This is a genomic window from Bacillus sp. EE-W1, from assembly GCF_009760835.1.
Lineage (GTDB): Bacteria > Bacillota > Bacilli > Bacillales > Bacillaceae_G > Bacillus_A > Bacillus_A wiedmannii.
On sequence record NZ_WIPE01000077.1, the window covers coordinates 1 to 17,734 of the forward strand.

General features: G+C 35.0%; 14 protein-coding genes and 1 other annotated feature. Of the genes, 1 reads left to right on the plus strand and 13 read right to left on the minus strand.

Annotation, left to right across the window (positions count from 1 at the left end):
• The 8 genes from GFJ36_RS23395 to zapA form a co-directional block, all read right to left on the minus strand.
• On the minus strand, nucleotides 1–1,106 hold a 1,106-nt coding region (locus GFJ36_RS23395), incomplete at its 3' end, for an NEAT domain-containing protein (RefSeq protein WP_194956675.1).
• A 19-nt stretch (nucleotides 1,107–1,125) separates the two neighbouring features.
• A complete protein-coding gene (gene isdC / locus GFJ36_RS23400; protein ID WP_097889219.1) occupies nucleotides 1,126–1,833 on the minus strand; it encodes a heme uptake protein IsdC in 708 nt (235 codons plus the stop codon).
• A gap of 497 nt (nucleotides 1,834–2,330) precedes the next feature.
• On the minus strand, nucleotides 2,331–3,656 hold the full coding sequence (gene brnQ6 / locus GFJ36_RS23405; protein WP_088609274.1) for a branched-chain amino acid transport system II carrier protein BrnQ6: 1,326 nt from the start codon (nucleotides 3,654–3,656) through the stop codon (nucleotides 2,331–2,333).
• A gap of 117 nt (nucleotides 3,657–3,773) precedes the next feature.
• Nucleotides 3,774–4,024: a binding site (T-box leader), on the minus strand.
• Nucleotides 4,025–4,132: 108 nt separating this feature from the next.
• Complete coding sequence (locus GFJ36_RS23410) at nucleotides 4,133–4,822, minus strand: 23S rRNA pseudouridine(2604) synthase RluF (RefSeq protein ID WP_097889218.1); 690 nt, start codon at nucleotides 4,820–4,822, stop codon at nucleotides 4,133–4,135.
• 194 nt (nucleotides 4,823–5,016) lie between these two features.
• Nucleotides 5,017–7,377: an endonuclease MutS2 gene (locus GFJ36_RS23415; protein ID WP_097889217.1), complete on the minus strand. Its 2,361-nt coding sequence runs from the start codon at nucleotides 7,375–7,377 to the stop codon at nucleotides 5,017–5,019.
• A gap of 19 nt (nucleotides 7,378–7,396) precedes the next feature.
• Complete coding sequence (polX, locus tag GFJ36_RS23420) at nucleotides 7,397–9,115, minus strand: DNA polymerase/3'-5' exonuclease PolX (RefSeq protein WP_097889216.1); 1,719 nt, start codon at nucleotides 9,113–9,115, stop codon at nucleotides 7,397–7,399.
• A 55-nt stretch (nucleotides 9,116–9,170) separates the two neighbouring features.
• The gene (locus GFJ36_RS23425; RefSeq protein ID WP_000565411.1) at nucleotides 9,171–9,710 is read right to left on the minus strand and encodes a CvpA family protein; all 540 of its coding nucleotides are present in this window, start codon (nucleotides 9,708–9,710) and stop codon (nucleotides 9,171–9,173) included.
• A gap of 1 nt (nucleotide 9,711) precedes the next feature.
• Complete coding sequence (gene zapA / locus GFJ36_RS23430) at nucleotides 9,712–9,981, minus strand: cell division protein ZapA (protein WP_000082701.1); 270 nt, start codon at nucleotides 9,979–9,981, stop codon at nucleotides 9,712–9,714.
• A gap of 124 nt (nucleotides 9,982–10,105) precedes the next feature.
• Between zapA and rnhC the strand changes: the two genes are divergently transcribed.
• Nucleotides 10,106–11,044 carry a ribonuclease HIII gene (rnhC, locus tag GFJ36_RS23435; protein WP_097889215.1) on the plus strand — a complete coding sequence of 313 codons (939 nt, stop codon included), beginning with the start codon at nucleotides 10,106–10,108 and terminating at the stop codon, nucleotides 11,042–11,044.
• A gap of 121 nt (nucleotides 11,045–11,165) precedes the next feature.
• Here rnhC and GFJ36_RS23440 read toward each other — a convergent pair whose 3' ends face one another.
• The 5 genes from GFJ36_RS23440 to GFJ36_RS23460 form a co-directional block, all read right to left on the minus strand.
• Nucleotides 11,166–12,338, minus strand: a complete 1,173-nt coding sequence (locus tag GFJ36_RS23440) for a tetratricopeptide repeat protein (protein WP_097889214.1) — start codon at nucleotides 12,336–12,338, stop codon at nucleotides 11,166–11,168.
• Between the two features lies 1 nt (nucleotide 12,339).
• Nucleotides 12,340–13,554, minus strand: coding sequence for a tetratricopeptide repeat protein (locus GFJ36_RS23445; RefSeq protein WP_097889213.1), 1,215 nt, complete (start codon nucleotides 13,552–13,554; stop codon nucleotides 12,340–12,342).
• A gap of 19 nt (nucleotides 13,555–13,573) precedes the next feature.
• The gene (locus GFJ36_RS23450; RefSeq protein ID WP_097889212.1) at nucleotides 13,574–15,310 is read right to left on the minus strand and encodes an Hsp70 family protein; all 1,737 of its coding nucleotides are present in this window, start codon (nucleotides 15,308–15,310) and stop codon (nucleotides 13,574–13,576) included.
• Between the two features lie 21 nt (nucleotides 15,311–15,331).
• Nucleotides 15,332–15,910, minus strand: a complete 579-nt coding sequence (grpE, locus tag GFJ36_RS23455) for a nucleotide exchange factor GrpE (protein WP_242016031.1) — start codon at nucleotides 15,908–15,910, stop codon at nucleotides 15,332–15,334.
• Nucleotides 15,911–16,171: 261 nt separating this feature from the next.
• A complete protein-coding gene (locus GFJ36_RS23460) occupies nucleotides 16,172–17,572 on the minus strand; it encodes an AAA family ATPase (RefSeq protein WP_242016032.1) in 1,401 nt (466 codons plus the stop codon).
• Between the last annotated feature and the right edge of the window lie 162 nt (nucleotides 17,573–17,734).

Genomic DNA, 17,734 nt, shown 5'->3' on the forward strand with positions numbered 1-17,734 from the left:
GTGTTCATCATTGAAATTTCTTCTGTTTGATCTTTTAAAGCTTTGAAACTGATGCTGTATTCACCGTCTTTAATTGTTTCAACATTCGGCTTCTCTACTTCTGGTTTCTCTACCTCTGGCTTTTTATCACCGTCTGGTTGCTTTTCTTCGTTCTTAATTGGCTCAAGTTTATCTTGTTCAAATAAAAGTTGTACATCATGTGTTTGCTTATAGTTTCTTGATGCCATTTCGATAAATACTTTTGTATTTAATTTTTTTGATAAATCGTCCACTTCAAACTCTACTACTCTTGTATCTTTTTCTTTATCTTCACTCACTACTTTTGCATCAGCAAATGCGCCATCTTTTTCCGTTTGGAAATTTTTAATTAATGAGCTACTTGTTAGTGTTACAATTGCCTTTTTCTTACCGTTTTCTACTTTTAATACTCCTGGATTTACCATGTAATTATTCATCTTAGATTCTTCATCTGTCTTATCTTTTAACACTTTAAATGGAATACTATAATTCCCATCGCTAATTGTGTTAGAATTGGGTTGTTGATCTGGGTCAGGCTTTTGGTCGGGCTTCTGACTTGGATCCGGTTTTTCATTTGGATCTGGCTTATTTGCTGGATCCTCTTTTTCATTTGGTTTTTCTACATGAATCGGTGTAATACTATTTTGATCAAATGCAATACGCACATCATAGTCATGATGATAATTTAAAAAGTCTATGTCTACTTTTACTTTCGCATTTAATACTTTCTCTACATCGTCCACTTCAAATTCTACTACTCGTGTATCTTTTTCTTTATCTTCACTACTTACATTTGTCGCAACAAACTGGCCACTTTTTTCTGTTTCAAACTTCGTGATCCATGAACTATGTTCTAACGTAAAGGATACCTTCTTCTTCCCATCCTTCACTTTTAAAGTTCCTGGACTTACAGAGTATTGATTCATCATAGATTCTTCATCTGATGTATCCTTAAGAACTTTGAAACCGATTGAATATTCACCGTCAGCTAGTTGGCTTGCTGCTTGAACTGCAAGAGGTTGTAATGTTGATACGAATGTAAATATCATTAAACACATCGCAACAACAATTTTAAGATATCTATTCAATGGAATAACGCTCCTTTATTTAGTTTTGACGTACTTTACGAATTAAGAAAACACCTGAAATAAGAATTAACACTGCAAATAATCCGATGCGTGCTTCATCGCCTGTTTTTGGGTTATCTGTTTTTTCAGCTTTTCCACTTTCATTTGTTCCTTTGCTTGCCTCTTTATTTGCTTCTTTACTCTCTTCTTTCTTCACTTCTTCTTTTACTTTTGTATCTGTTTTTGTTTGATCATTATTCTTTGTTACAGTAGTTGCTTTATTTTCTCCACCTACCGCTTTTACATTTGCATCAAATGCAAAGCGAATTGTGTAGTTATGGTCATAATTTACGTTAGGTACAACAACATGAATTTTTACAGCTGCTGGTTTAGATAGGTCGTCTATTTTAAACTCTACAATTCTTTTATCTGCAGATTCATCTTTACTAACAACTTTTGCATCAACAAAGTTTCCGTTCTCTGGTGCTTTAAATTCTGTAATCCAAGCACTATGATTCATAGGAATTTGTACTCTCATCTCACCATTTTTCACAATTAACTTAGCTGGTTTTTCAAAATAATCATTTGCCATTGAAGCTGAATCATTTTCTGCTTTTTGTATGACATAGTTAATATCGTAAATACCGTCAGCTACATTTGCCGAAGCTTGTCCAAATGGCACTACGAAAAAAGCTAGCATACATACGAATGTCATAATAAAAGCGGGTAATACAGAAATCTTTCTCATTTGGCTTACTTCCTCCTTGTTTATCTTTCATCCATACTCTTTGAAAATGATAATTATTCTCAATATATAAGAAAAAATAATAATCCTCTATCATTATTTAATTGTAATTTATTTATGTAATATAGATATTATTGATTATCATTCTCACTAAGTGTTAAAAATAATATCCCTCCCTATTCCTTATAAAGAGCGATTTACATTTTAACATAAGTCCCTATTTCTTTTGATGATTATCATTCTCAATGAAGGTCAAAAAAAATAAAACTAACCATTCTCCTACTCTATCACCTCTATCTACAAAATGATATCGTTATAGAAAACCTTATACCTTTCACTCCTCACTTTCCTTCTAATATTTCCACAACTAAGTCAATCTTAGCCTAATGCTAATTTTTTTGTCAACTATATTACGTATAAAATTTTTAATATCTAAATTTCCCTATATGCAATTTTTCCTACAAAAAAAGAGACTTTCTTTCATAGAAAGCCTCTTTTCACTATTTTTCTACAGCAACTTCTTGCTTTTGAAATAAAGAAACTACATATCCAATTGCAATTCCAATGATACCCGGAACTAGCCAACCAATCCCTACACTATATAGTGGAATTTTATCTAAGATAGGAGCAAGGGCCGCTACTTGAAGATTTGCATTATGCAATCCATCAAAGAAGCTAATTGCAAATGCTCCTACAATACCGCCTACATACATAGCTAATGGAAGACGAATATAGTTTTCAACAAGTGATAATACAATCAGTACGATACCAATTGGGTAAATTGCAATTAAAATCGGTAATGCTAATGCGTTTAACTGAGTTAACCCAAGGTTTGCTACCATAAATGCTAATACACAGAAGATGAAAACAACCTTTTGATAAGAAAGCTTTGGTAATAAGGAAGAAAAATATTCCCCACAAGCTGCAACAATACCTACAGAAGTTGTTAAACATGCCGCTGTAATTGCGATCCCTAATAATAAAGTTCCGTAACTACCAAATAAATGATTTACAACGTTTGTTAAAATAATTCCTCCATTTGCTCCCATTCCAAGAGACACACTAGAAGCTCCCAGATAAGCAAGTGCTAAATAAACAAGTAGTAAACCGAGCGCTGCAATAAATCCTGCAAAGATTGTTACTTTTGCAATGCTGTTCTTATTTGTAACGCCTTTTGCTTTTAAAGCATTAATAACAACATTTCCAAAAACAAGTGCTGCAAGTCCATCTAAAGTTAAATATCCATCAATAAAACCTTTAAAGAGCGGAGCATTATACGCTTCTGTCGGTGCACCAAATTCTCCAATTGGTGTAATAATTGCTTTACCTACGATAATTGCTATAACAGCTAACAAAATTGGAGTTAATACTTTACCTATGCGGCCCACTAATTTCGATGGGTTTAAAGCTAAATAGAAAGTTACTGCAAAGAAAATGAATGTAAAGATAACAAGTGGATACGATTGACCAGCTATATCACTTGGTAAAAATGGTGCAACACTCATTTCATAAGCAACTGTTCCTGTACGCGGAACACTTACGAATACGCCTAAACATAAATAAATTGCAGTGATAAAAACAAGTGCGAATACAGGGTGTACACGTCCCGCTAGCTCATTAATATCTCCCTTTAGAGCTATAACAATTACCCCTAATAAAGGTAATCCAACACCTGTTACGATAAAGCCAAATAACGCGATCCATACGTCTGTTCCAGCACCTTGCCCTAAAGCTGGCGGGAAAATCATATTACCTGCACCGAAAAATAGTGCAAACAACATTAAACTTATTGCAAACATCTCAGAAAACTTTAAAGATGATTTCATTTCTACTAACCTCCTAAATATTCTTGCATTGACAAAATATTCTGAATTAAAGACCGTCACATATCCTCTTTCAAGCATACTTCCCCGTAAAAGAACGCAAAAAACACCCGTCCCTAACAAAGGGACGAGTGTTGAAATCGTGGTTCCACCCTTATTCTAATAAAATGAATTTATAACAAAATAAGCTCATTTTATAGCTCGTGTAAATTGATAACGGTTTTATCCGCCAAGAATTACAATGCATCATGCAGTTCACTCTTGAAGTTTAGAGGTGGTAAGTTTGTCTTTCCGTATTAGGAAGCTCACAGCCTAGGCTTCCCTCTCTGAGAATCGTCAAAAACAACTCATGTCCTCATCATTACTTTTATAAAATATCTTGTCGAAACTTGTTGTTTTTTATTATATGGGCTATTTTTTAAAAAATCAATAGTTTTATTTTTTCTGACAAAAAAATATAGGGAGAAAATTTTTCCTCCCTAAAACTGATTTATTAAAATGTCTAATTCCTCAGATGTAACGCTCCGCCATTTTCCCACTTCAAGATCGTCTATCTCTATATTCAGAATACGAACCCGCTTTAGCTTTGTTACAGTAAATCCGAAAGCACGGCTCATTCTACGAATTTGTCTGTTCATTCCTTGCGTTAAAACGATGCGAAATGTAGACTGATCCACTCTCGTCACTTTACAAGGCTTCGTCATGCCATCCTTAATCTTTACACCGCTGGACATCTCATCAATAAACCAATCTGTAAACGGCTTATCAACCGTAACAATATATTCTTTCTCGTGTTCATGATCTCCGTGTAAAATTTGATTCGCAATCGCACCGTCATTCGTTAATAAAATTAATCCTTCCGACGCTTTATCTAATCGTCCAACAGGAAAGATACGCTCTGGGTAATTGATATAATCAATAATGTTATCTTCAATATGCTCGGCTGCTGTACAAGTAATACCAACTGGTTTATGAAAGGCGATATACACCTTTTCTTTCTCTTCTTTTACAATAACCTGTCCATCAATCGTTACCACATCACCATCGCTCACGAGTGCACCGTGCGTACATATTTCACCGTTAATAGCCACGCGTCCTGCTTTAATGAGACGGTCTGTTTCGCGTCTTGAACAGGATTTTGCTTCGCTTATGTATTGGTTGATTTTCATAGCTTATTCCTTTTCCTATATATTAAAAGCGTCAATCTATGGCAATATCACTCTGCCACGATTGACGCTCTTTTACTTCGCAAAAACAACTAAATAAATAACCCCAATTACCAAAAATATTCCGCAACAAGCTAACAATACTTTTGCAAGTTTGTCCATAAACATATAATGGTTCCCCTTTGTTTCGTTGTTTGCTATTTTAATTCGACAACTGTTACGCCTAGGCCTCCCTCGCCCATGTCACCGTAGCGGTAGTTTTTCACACCGCGGTGTTTCTTCAAGTAATCTTGTACACCTTGGCGAAGCGCTCCTGTTCCTTTACCGTGAATAATTGATACGCGCGGATAGCTTGCAAGCTGTGCATCGTCTAAATATTTTTCAACGCGCATCATTGCATCTTCATAACGTTCACCGCGAAGATCGAGCTCTAACGAAACGTGATAATCTCTACCCTTCACACTTGCGACTGCTTTTTTCTCAGTTTGCTTCGGTGTATTAATGTATTCCATATTGGATTCTTTCACTTTCATCTTCAGAATACCAATTTGTACGCTCCACTCTGTATCACTTACCTTTTCAAGTAATTGACCTTTTTGGCCGAACGTTAATACTTTTACTTCATCGCCTGCGCGTAATTGTTGTTTTGGCGCTGTGTTTTTCACGTTTACTTTTTGTTTCTTCACAAGCTCTGGCGCCGTACCTTCTAGACGGCTCTTCGCTTCAATAAGCTCATGGTCTTTCACGTTTATAAGCTGTGCTTTACGCAATTGACGAAGTTCTTGAATAATGCCTTCTGCTTCTTTCTTTGCAGCTTCGACTTTTTCTTCCCCTTCTTTTTGCACTTTTAATAATTTTTCATCGCGCTCATCATTAAATTCAATAATTTGACGCTGTAATTCGCGATGCAGTTTTTCAGATTGCTTGCGAAGTGCTTCTGCTTCGTTCCAGTCACGCTCTGCATTCTTTTGACTTTCTTCTAACTTCGCAATCATATTTTCAATTTTGTTTGTATCTGTACTAATGTGGTTACGAGCTTGATCAATCACGCGATCAGATAGTCCAAGGCGCTTCGAAATTTCAAAAGCATTACTACGTCCTGGTACACCGATTAATAATTTATACGTTGGGCTTAATGTATTCACGTCGAACTCAACGCTCGCATTAATAACTTTCTCACGGTTATATCCGTATGCTTTTAATTCTGGGTAATGCGTCGTAGCAACAACGCGAGCACCACGATTACATACTTCATCTAAAATTGAAATTGCTAATGCAGCCCCTTCTTGCGGGTCTGTTCCAGCACCTAATTCATCGAATAAAACTAAGCTTTCAAAATCAGCTTTTTCTAAAATATCAACAATGTTCACCATATGTGAGGAGAACGTACTTAAACTTTGTTCAATCGATTGCTCATCACCGATATCGGCAAAGATATTTTTAAATACACAAATCTCTGACTCATCCATTACTGGAATGTGAAGGCCAGATTGCGCCATTAATACACAAATACCAACTGTTTTCAGCGTAACTGTTTTACCACCTGTATTCGGCCCCGTAATAACAATTGTCGTGAAATCTTTACCCAACATAATGTTATTTGGCACGATAATTTCTGGATCAATAAGCGGATGACGTGCTTGTCTTAAATCCATATAGCGCTCGTTATTTACAATTGGCTTCGTTGCTTTTATACGCTTCGCATAAAAAGCTTTCGCAAAAATAAAGTCAAGATTCGCAACTACTTCTACGTTAGATAAAACGATATCTGCTTCTACTGCCACTTCTTCTGTTAACATCAATAAGATGCGTTCAATTTCTTGTTTTTCTTTCACTCGTGCTTCTTGAAGCGCGTTATTTAACTCTACAATGACTTGTGGTTCAATAAATAACGTTTGCCCAGAAGCTGATTGATCGTGAACAATACCGCCATATACACCGCGGTATTCTTGTTTTACTGGGATTACGTAACGTTCGTTACGAATCGTTACAATCGCGTCAGACAGCATCTTTTGCGCGTTAGAAGAACGCGTCATGTTTTCTAACTTTTCACGAATACGACTTTCCGCAGTACGAATTTGAGTACGAATACCACGCAGTTTATCACTTGCGCTATCGACTACTTCACCGCCATCACCGATGCAATTTGTAATTTTCTTTTCTAAATCATATAAAGATATAATTTGAGCGACATGAGTTTCTAAAATAGGAAGCTCAACACCATTATCAACCATATCTTCAATGAAACGTTTCATATTGCGACTACCATACATCGTATTTGCAATATCAAGTAGTTCATTTGGACTTAACATACTCCCAATCTTTGCACGCTTCACATTTGAGCGAATATCCGTAATACCACCTAATGGTGCACTACCTTTTAAACGAATGACTTTCGCTGCTTCATCCGTTGTATCTTGCATTTCTACAATTTCTTCAAAATCAGTGCTTGGCACTAAATGCTTCACTTTGTCACGGCCAAGTGAAGAGGCTGTATGTTCAAGTAATTGTTCTTTTACTTTATTGTATTCTAATACACGCAACGTTCTTTCTAACATGTTGCAGGTCCCCCTTGTGTTACTTATTACGTTTAATATAGTCTAATAAACGTTCGATATCCCACGTGTTAATCACGTTATCTTTTTGAATCCAACCTTTACGTGCTGCGGCTACACCTGTTTCCATATCTTCTAACATTTCAAGCGTATGAGCATCTGTATTAATCGCTACTTTTACACCAGCATCTTGTGCTTGTTTTAATAATTTCGCGCTTAAATCTAGACGATTTGGATTCGCATTTAATTCTAAAACTGTATTTGTCTCTTTTGCGAGTTCAATTAATAAATCTGTATCTACATCGTAACCCTCACGACGCCCAAGAAGGCGTCCTGTCGGATGGGCAATCATTGTGACATGCTTATTCTCCAGCGCAGCACGAAGACGTTTCATAATCGTTTCACGGTCTTGTGAGAAGCTAGAGTGAATCGCTCCAATGACATAATCTAATTCTGCTAATACTTCATCATCAAAATCAAGTGTTGCATCTGGTAAAATGTCCATTTCAATTCCGCGTAAAATTGTAATGTCTGGATACTTTTCGTTCATACGTTCAATTTCTTTCGCTTGTTCACGAAGGCGCTCTTTCGTTAAACCATTCGCTACTTTTAAGTATTGTGAATGGTCGGTAATTGCCATAAATTTATAACCACGAGCACGACATGCCTGTACCATTTCCTCAATCGAAAAGGCACCGTCACTCCACGTTGTATGCATATGTAAATCACCTTGTATATCAGAGAACTGAATTAAGTTCGGATACTCTTTAATTAATTCAATTTCTTTTCCATCTTCACGCACTTCTGGTGGAATGAATGGAAGACCGAAATGAGAGAAGAACTCCTCTTCTGTTTCAAATGTTCTCACTTCACCTGTTTCTAAGTTTTCTACACCGTACTCACTAATTTTCTCGCCTCTATCTTTCGCGATTTGGCGCATTTTTACGTTATGGTCTTTTGATCCTGTGAAATGATGAAGAGTTGTAATAAATTCTTCAGGTTTTACTAAACGGAAATCGATTGAAATATCATATTCATATTGAAGACGAACAGAAACTTTCGTATCTCCACTTGCGATTACTTCAATCATATTATTGAATTGCAGTAAATGCTCACGTACTGTAGCTGGTTCTGACGTTGCAATGATAAAGTCTAAATCTTTCACTGTTTCACGAACTCGGCGCAAACTACCAGCGCGAGAGAAACGAATTACTTCAGCAATATTCGACAATTTCTCCTCTATTTCCCCGGCAATAGGCAATACCATTGCGATTGGTAAACGCTCTGGACGAGATCCTACTTGATCGATTGCTTCTAATATTTTCTCTTCTGTCTTCTTACCGAAACCTGCTAAAGCTTGTACTTTATTTTCCTCACAAACCGCTTTTAGCGATTCCATATCAACAACACCAAGTTCTTTATATAACTTAGCTACCTTTTTACCACCAAGGCCTGGCAATTTTAATAACGGTAATAAACTACTTGGCACTTCTTTCTCAAGCTCTTGTAATACTTCAGATGTTCCCGATTCTATATATTCTTGAATAACTGCCGCTGTTCCTTTTCCAATGCCCGAAATCTTCGTGAAATCTTCAATTTCAGAAAGACTGCGATCGTCACTTTCTAACGCTGCCGCCGCCTTACGAAATGCAGATATTTTAAATGGATTCGCGCCCTTTAGTTCCATAAACAGACCGATTGTCTCTAATAATTTAATAACTTGTTTTTTATTTACCTTCATCATTGCCCCGCCTTTCTTTCATAGAAAAAAACTCCTCTTTCCGAAAAAAGAGAAGTTATACTCTGCTACCTGTCTGCCATAGTTCCTTCACCTTTTCAGAAAGAATCGGTGTATCGTCTACAATTATTTTGCTAATTGATGATTTTTGTAATGGTGTTTGTATTTGTTCAATTGGAAGAATGTTTCCAACGATAATTAAAACAAACAAAATAATATATACTTCTAAAAATCCGAGGATTGCCCCCGCAAACGCATTGACTTGCTTTAAAACCGGTATTTCTGCAAACATATTTAACAAATTACCAAGTAATGAAAGTGCAATTTTTGTAATAATAAACAATATGATAAACGCAAGCGCTTGATAAAATACTGTCTCAATATTATTTGCATCAATCCATTCTGGAACAGATACATTTTTATCAAATGGATACGGAATAAATTTCGCAAGTGCTGGCGCTAAATCTTTACAGTACCAGTATGCAACAAGGTATGCGATAATAAAGCTTGTTAACTTTACAAGTTGCAGAATAAACCCTCTGCGTAAGCCGAGGAAAAATCCCATAACAAGCAGTAAAATGATAATAATATCAATCATGTTATTCCATTCCTTTTTTTGTCATACTTTCTTTCAATTTCTCATGTTCTTCTTTTAATTTTATGTAATCGTGTATGACGTTTACCGCCGTCAATACCGCTAGTCTACTCGTGTCAAGCGAAGGATTCTTGGCATTGAGTTCGCGCATTTTATCATCCACAATCGCTGCTACCATGCGGATATGACTTGTACTTTCATCGCCAACAACTGAATATTGTTGACCATAGATTTCTACATTAATTCGACTTTTCTTTCCCTTTTGTTGTGACAACTCACCGGCCTCCAATCACGTACAGAATCCTAAAGTTTATCATACCATGAACCATCATATTATGGAAACAGAAAGAACAATCCGATATGATAAAAATAACAATATAAAAAAAGGGGCGACCACTATGTCAAATTCTATCGTAATTCAAACAAATTCTACAGTAATTGAAGACATGAAACAACAATACAAACAGGCACTTAGCCCAAAAACCCCACAAGGCGGAATCTTCATGGCAAAGGTGCCGTCTTGCACCATTACAGCTTATAAATCTGGAAAAGTAATGTTCCAAGGTGGCCGTGCTGAAGCAGAAGCTTCTCGTTGGCAAACTGTCTCTCAAACACCGAAAACAGCTGTAAAAAAATCTGTCGATTCACACCGTTATGCACCCCCTGCTTCCATCGGTACAATGTCTATCGTAGGGTCAGATGAAGTTGGTACTGGTGATTTCTTCGGACCGATGACAGTAGTTGCTGTATATGTGGACGCAAAGCAAATCCCACTGTTAAAAGAACTTGGTGTAAAAGACTCTAAAAACTTAAATGACGATCAAATTACTGCCATTGCAAAACAACTTCTACATGTTGTTCCTTACAGCTCTCTTGTCCTTCATAATGAAAAATATAACGAGCTATTTGATAAAGGAAACAACCAAGGTAAGTTAAAAGCTTTACTGCATAATAAAGCTATTACAAACTTATTAGCTAAAATTGCACCTACAAAACCTGAAGGCGTCTTAATCGATCAATTCACACAACCTGATACATACTACAAATATTTAGCAAAGCAAAAGCAGGTACAGCGTGAAAATGTTTACTTCGCAACGAAAGGTGAAAGTGTCCATTTAGCAGTAGCCGCTGCTTCTATTTTAGCTCGTTACTCATTCGTAAAACAGTTTGATGAACTAAGCAAAAAAGCCGGTATGCCACTTCCAAAAGGTGCTGGTAAACAAGTTGATATTGCAGCTGCTAAATTAATTCAAAAGCTTGGTAAAGAACGATTACCTGAGTTTGTGAAAATGCATTTCGCTAATAAGGAGAAGGCGTTTCGCTTATTAAAAAAATAACTATTTTTTAGTATCGACATGATTTATATGAACTAAACAAGGCGAAAAGAATTGGATTCTTTTCGCCTTTTATGGATGATATATGATTTTTGGCTATTCATATTACAACACTTGCATATATTTAAGAGAATATAGCTCCTGCAATAGCAATTACAACAATAATAGCAACTACACAACCTATCATGTTCCATATCGCCTCAGCAAAGAAATAATAAATGAATCCAGCAATAATCCCTAAAACTGGTGTTCCAATAAACGAAAAAATTATGCCTACAATAATTGCCATAACAATACTACCTCTGCTCACATAACTTGCATTGTAGTTAGTGTTATTTTCATGAACTACATTTGCAGCTACCTCACTATTATTATAGTTTGTATGCTCCACCTCGTTATAACCATCCATTTCCATTCTCTGTTCTAAATCTCGTAAATAATTACTTATTTCCACATTCTCATTTTGATTCATATCCTGAATTATTCTTACAATTCGCGGCAAACAAGAATGCGTTATATCAATTTCGTCCGTCTGATCTAATAACATATTAATTACAGCTTGCTTTTCTTCATCATTTTGAGGAACTCTTTTAATTATTTCCCCAATCCTTTCACAGTACGCTATTCTTTCTTGTGCATTTGTTAAGTAGAGTAAATCAAGTAAGAGGAACATGTCTTCAATTCCTGGTGTGCAACTATTCAACCTTCGTTCCAGTGCTTGAATAGCATTGTCCCATTGTTCTAAATCTAGATATATATTTGATAAATGGATATATCCATACGACTTATTTGGATCCAGTTTTATTATTTTATTCGCTTGACTAATAGCTTTTGAATATTCTTTTTTCGTTTTGTAAATTTTATACAATAGAAATTGATAATCCAGATTTGATGGATGCTCTAACACTAATTGCTGCGCAACCTTCTTAGCATTACTAATTAAATCCATCTCATAATAGCAATGTGCTAAATAATAAAGAGCCTCTGCATCATCTGGATAATCCTCTATTAAGTCTTTCAGAATAATCACTGCATCTGTATACATATCTCGATTAATATAATCATTTGCTTGATTTAACAAGCGTCCATATTCTCCACCATTTTGAAGACTTCTATCATATGCTATTCGCTGTTCTTCATTCATTAATTCTTCATATGCTTTTGTTAACTGCTTAAATTCTTCAGGATATTTCTCATTTGAATACATCCTAATCTTACGAAAGTAAGCTTTTTTAATTTCATCTTGTGAAGCACTTTGTTCTATCTCTAACAATTCATAATATGTAAGATTATTCATATTACTCTCCTAACAATGTCCCCAGTAATTTCTTTGCCTTTTGTCCTGTCCATTTATCTGCATACTCTTTGTCTATTTTTTTCAGTATAGTAACCGCTTCATCTTTTTTACCTGTATCCATAAAGTATGTCGCCTTCGATAAAAGAACAGCATCCGTATAATCAGAATTTTTAAAGTTAGAACTAGAATTATTTAAAAATTCATCATATAGTTTTTCTATCCCTGTATAATCTTTCATTTCTATTTTAGATAGAATGGTAAAGTATAGTGCATCATCCGCTATATCCGAATCACTTAGCAGTTTTCTAGCATTAGTAAATACCGTTATTGCTTTTTCATAATTTCCTTGTTTATATAAAGACCTTCCATCTTTGTATAATTCCCAAGAAGCCTTATACTTTAATGCTTCATTTTGCATGAGACTAGACTCTAAAATTGCTGTTTCTTGGAATGACTGTTTTTGATTCTCTTTAATCTGTTTCTCTAAAGCAGTATTTTTTTCTTTTAATGACTTTTCGGCTTTCTTATGCTGTTGCTCTTGCTTTTTTTCATTTACCGTTTTTGCAGCAACTTCCTTTTGATAAGACTCTTTCATATGTTGTATAAGATACCCTCCAGCAAATAGGGACAGCACAATTACTGAAGCATAGAGTGTATGAAGAATCCAACCTTTTTTCTCCTGTACCGCAGGCTCCGTTACCTCAAATAACTTATACTTCTTCTGCAAGATTAAAATGGATTGCTCGTCCTTTACATATTTAGGAAATCGTTCAAACTCTTTCAGAGTCAGGTCTACACTCTCTACCGCTAGAAGACAAAGTAAATATGCATAATACACCTTTGCAGGTAGTGGGTATGTTTCTCTCTTCTCCAAAACTGTTCCCAATAAGCCCTTTGCTTCTGCATATTTCCCTTTTTTCATCAAAACTACAGACTTATTATACGAACGATATAACTCTTCATATTTAGGCAATACCGCTTCTACTTTTTTCATCGTTTGTCTTTGCGACGCATTTATATTACGCTGGGCCTTCCATAAAACAATCCCTTTTTGAGGATATCCCGTATATACTTCAAGTAACCCTAACAGCCAATTAATTCGTGAATCTCCTGGTAAAAGAGCTGCAAGCGAAAGGATTAACTCTTTCGCTTGCAGAATACGTCCTTGCTGAACAAATCGGATACACTGATTATATTGATTTGCTATATGTTCCATAATCGTCTCCTCTATCTTTTTACACAAATTCAATTAATAAATCAGTTAACTCTTCATCATATTTCTGAATTGAAATACGATCATTACGACTTAAAGCCACTTTTAAATTTGATACAGTTTCTTGTAATTTTTGCTTTTCTTGTTCTCCTACGTCTTGCATTAATTTTTCTGCACGATATAATGTCTTTTTAACATCTTCAAAATACTCTGATTCAGCCCAATCTTTTTCCAAGCGTACTTTCGCTTGCGTCATTTCACGTTCGTCCATAACACCCACTTGAGAATTAATGACTTCTGTAATTTTCTTTCCTGTACTCACAATCGTCGCTTCAATTTGTAAAATACCATTAATGTCATAAGTAAACTGGATTTCAATTTCTTCGTGTCCTGCTAACTGCTTTGGAATTCCCTCCAGAATAATGTCATCTTTATTCAACTTTGTATTCTCAAAAACTTTTTCATTTTCTCCTTGATATACTTGAATAATAACTTGATCTTGATAATCACTCATTGTATAGTATGTCTTTTTTTCTGTAACTGGAACTTTTGCACCTTTATTAATAATTGGATCAAAGTATCCACCTATAAATTGTCCGCCAACATTTTTCACAATATCTGTTCCTAATGTATACGAACAAATATCAAGAACCATTAATCCATCTGTTGAATCAATTGCTCCACTTTTAATTCCCGCTTGTACTGCAGCTCCCAAAGCCACTACTTCATCAGGATTAATATCCTTACGAATTGGACGTTGTAATTTTTCTTCTACAATTTTTTGGATATAAGGAATACGTGTAGACCCGCCCACTAATAAAATTTGATCAATACTTGTTAATGATAAATTACTTTCTTTTAATGCTGTATCTACCTCATGTAATGTGGAAGCCGCTAATTTTTGGATCAATTGCTCAAACTGCCCGCGAGATAGTTCCATATCAATCGTGACAGGCGCACCATTATGAATACCTACAAATGGAACCATAAATCGTACTGACATTTGAGTCGATAAAGATTTTTTAACTCTCTCAGCTTCTTCTTTTAATAACAATCGAACTTCTTGCTCCGATTTACCTTCGATTTGATATAAATGAATCCCATGAATCATTTCATATTCCTTTACTACCCAATCTACAATTGCATTATCAAAATCCATACCACCTAGCTTATTATTACCAGCACTAGCTTTTACTTCTACTACACCTTCAAAAATTTCAATAATTGAAACATCGAAAGTACCACCACCTAAATCATAGACTAGAATGTGTTGGTTTTGGTCCGAATTCTCGAATCCGTATGCAATAGCAGCTGCAGTCGGCTCATTAATAATACGTTCCACTTTTAGCCCTGCAATCTCTCCGGCCTTTTGTGTCGCTTTCCTCTGTGAATCGGAGAAATACGCAGGAACTGTAATAACAGCTTCTGTTACTGCCTCTCCTAGTCTCTCTTCTACACTCTCTTTTAAATACTTTAATATAAGAGCCGATACTTCTTCTGGACGCAGTTCCTTTTCTCCAATCGAAACCCTTTCTTCCGTTCCCATTAATCGTTTTACTTCAAGAACAGTACGATCCGGCAAACTTTTAATTCCCGATTTCGCATCTTCACCAATAATAATTTCGCCTTTTAAATCCTTTTGTACAACCGAAGGTGTTGTGCGGCTTCCTTTTTTATTTTCAATAATCTCCGGTTTTCCATTCTTTAAGTATGCAATAGCTGAATTGGTTGTCCCCAAATCGATTCCTACAATAGCCATAAATAATTCCTCCTAATATGATTAATAGACAGTGATCACGTATGCTTTTCTTAAAATTTCTCCTGTAACAGCATTGCGAAAACCTCGTTTATTTACTGTATATACTTGATATTTTTCATAACCTTCTGGAACTTCATTTAAAGGAACAGTTCCAACCCCTTCCATTACAGTCCCATCAAACAATTCCCCTTGAACAGAAATCTCTTCAATTTCTTCTTTTTCAAGTAGAAATAACGCTTTTTTAAGCGTTGTTTCCAGGCTATCTCCCCAGCTATTTCCTTCTACTTGCTTAGAAATGTTATAAACATTATCCAGCAAATCGAACATACTAATAACAAGTAAAGCTAACTTTTTTTGTTTTCTCTCAAATTCTACTAAACTAGTTTTTTCTTCAACCGTGCCTTTTTCTTGTACATATTCTTCCATCGTTGATTGTAACTCTTGTGCAATTTTAAAAAAGGCACGATTTCCTTTTTTAATTTCATCACGCAGTGTATCTACTGCTGGTTGTAAATCCGAATAATCTTGTGGTTCATATATTTCAAATGCTGTTTCTTCTAAAAAAGTTAAACCTGCAATATCGTTTTCTATCATTTCCATATAAGTGTCACCCAAATAAAACTCTCCCTTCATATCATGAAATAAAAAATCAAAGAACAATTGCTTAAAACGACTTTCTGTTGTGGCTACAAAACGGCTTCACTTGTCTTCATAATTCTGATCTGTATATAACACAAACTTCATCTCTTCAAAACACCCTTGAATATATAACTGATATAAGTTTGCACTATGACCAATAAAGAATTTGAGTATGTGTGAAAAAGTATATTCACATTGTTCCTCTCGCACCCTTTTAACCCCTTAATAAAGAATTTTAGTCGTTCTCTCTACTCTATTAATAATCTCTTCATCAATGCTATCCAATTCTTTTTTTTGCCCTTGCGAAACTGCATAATAAGCTTTTTGTAGAATAATTTCCTCTACAAGATTTCTCATTAACCTACCATTCCCATGACTTTTAGGATTCAGTTCTATTTTCTTATTTAAAATATAGCGAACTCTTTCTTTCGCACCTGATGTAATTTTATATTCCTTTTTATCAAACATTAAATCTTGTATTAATAATAATTCGTCCACTGTGTAATCTGGAAAATCGACATAAATATTAAACCTTGAGCGAAGTCCTGGATTAGACTCAATAAATTCATTCATTTCATTAGGATATCCAGCAAGAATAACAATTAAATTTTCCCGATTATCTTCCATCGCTTTCACAAGCGTGTCGATTGCCTCCATTCCAAAGTCATTTGTACTGCCGCTTCGTGTTAAAGAATAAGCTTCATCAACAAATAAAACGCCACCTAGCGCTTCTTTAATTTTCTTCATTGTCTTAGGAGCAGTATGTCCAACAAATTCTCCAACTAGTTCCGAACGATCAGTTTCAACTAGATGTCCTTTCGACAATACTCCTAAAGCTTTAAAAATTTTTGCGACCAATCTAGCAACTGTCGTTTTCCCTGTACCCGGATTTCCAGTGAATACCATATGAAGACTTAAATTGTCTGTCTTCATTCCTTGCTCTTTACGCATCTGATTAAAAATAACTAAATTATATATTTCTTTCACTTTTTGTTTTACACTTTGTAAACCAATTAATTCATCTAATTCTGCCATCGTCTTTTCAACTGAAACGATTTCTTTCTTTTCTAACAACTGTTTAGCAAACAAAGGATTCCTCTCTATCTCACCTTCTAATTCTGCTATAACATTCAAACACTCTTGACTTTCTTTTTGAAGATTGTTGTATTGTAAAGCCGTTCGAAAAGAAAATCGTGCTCGTTGTATTGCTTGTTTTACTTCTTTAACGTTATAAGGGCTCAACTGTTTTAAATTATCTACTAGTTCTTTATGAATATATAAATGCTTTCTTCGCAAAACAGCGTGCCCATATTGTATATAATAACTTGCATTATCTTGTGTAAATGATAACGCTGACAGCCAAAATTGTTCAGCCTTATCATCTTCACCTTTTTTTTCATGCAAACATGCTAGTTTTTCATACCACCTACCTATTTCCTTACTCATATCTTTCTTCAAAGGAAATAAATCATTTTCAACTTTATATAAAAGCCTAAACGATCTTATAAATAAGTATGAAGTGGTTTCTAAATCTTCGCTCACTAAAGCAATTTCCATTTGTCTCTTTATATCTTCAAAAGACTCTAAAATAAATTCCCTTTTCCCAACATTCAATACGTTCACCTTTTATCATCTTTATATTTTAATGTACAAAAAAATATGCAGCGCCACAACCCTTAAAACACCCTGATCAATACTCTTAATTTTAACAAAACATTACATTTTCTTCTATAAAATTCTATTCTTTAAATCCTAATATTTAAATTTTAACAATAAAAAAAAAAA

Bases quoted from the DNA above. Each gene is read 5' to 3' on its own strand.
- GFJ36_RS23415 (WP_097889217.1), bottom strand. From the start codon at position 7,377: ATGTTAGAAAGAACGTTGCGTGTATTAGAATACAATAAAGTAAAAGAA.
- GFJ36_RS23445 (WP_097889213.1), bottom strand. From the start codon at position 13,554: ATGGAACATATAGCAAATCAATATAATCAGTGTATCCGATTTGTTCAG.
- brnQ6 (WP_088609274.1), bottom strand. From the start codon at position 3,656: ATGAAATCATCTTTAAAGTTTTCTGAGATGTTTGCAATAAGTTTAATG.
- polX (WP_097889216.1), bottom strand. From the start codon at position 9,115: ATGAAGGTAAATAAAAAACAAGTTATTAAATTATTAGAGACAATCGGT.
- GFJ36_RS23410 (WP_097889218.1), bottom strand. From the start codon at position 4,822: ATGAAAATCAACCAATACATAAGCGAAGCAAAATCCTGTTCAAGACGC.
- GFJ36_RS23425 (WP_000565411.1), bottom strand. From the start codon at position 9,710: ATGATTGATATTATTATCATTTTACTGCTTGTTATGGGATTTTTCCTC.
- rnhC (WP_097889215.1), top strand. From the start codon at position 10,106: ATGTCAAATTCTATCGTAATTCAAACAAATTCTACAGTAATTGAAGAC.
- grpE (WP_242016031.1), bottom strand. From the start codon at position 15,910: ATGGAAATGATAGAAAACGATATTGCAGGTTTAACTTTTTTAGAAGAA.
- GFJ36_RS23440 (WP_097889214.1), bottom strand. From the start codon at position 12,338: ATGAATAATCTTACATATTATGAATTGTTAGAGATAGAACAAAGTGCT.
- isdC (WP_097889219.1), bottom strand. From the start codon at position 1,833: ATGAGAAAGATTTCTGTATTACCCGCTTTTATTATGACATTCGTATGT.
- GFJ36_RS23450 (WP_097889212.1), bottom strand. From the start codon at position 15,310: ATGGCTATTGTAGGAATCGATTTGGGGACAACCAATTCAGCTATTGCA.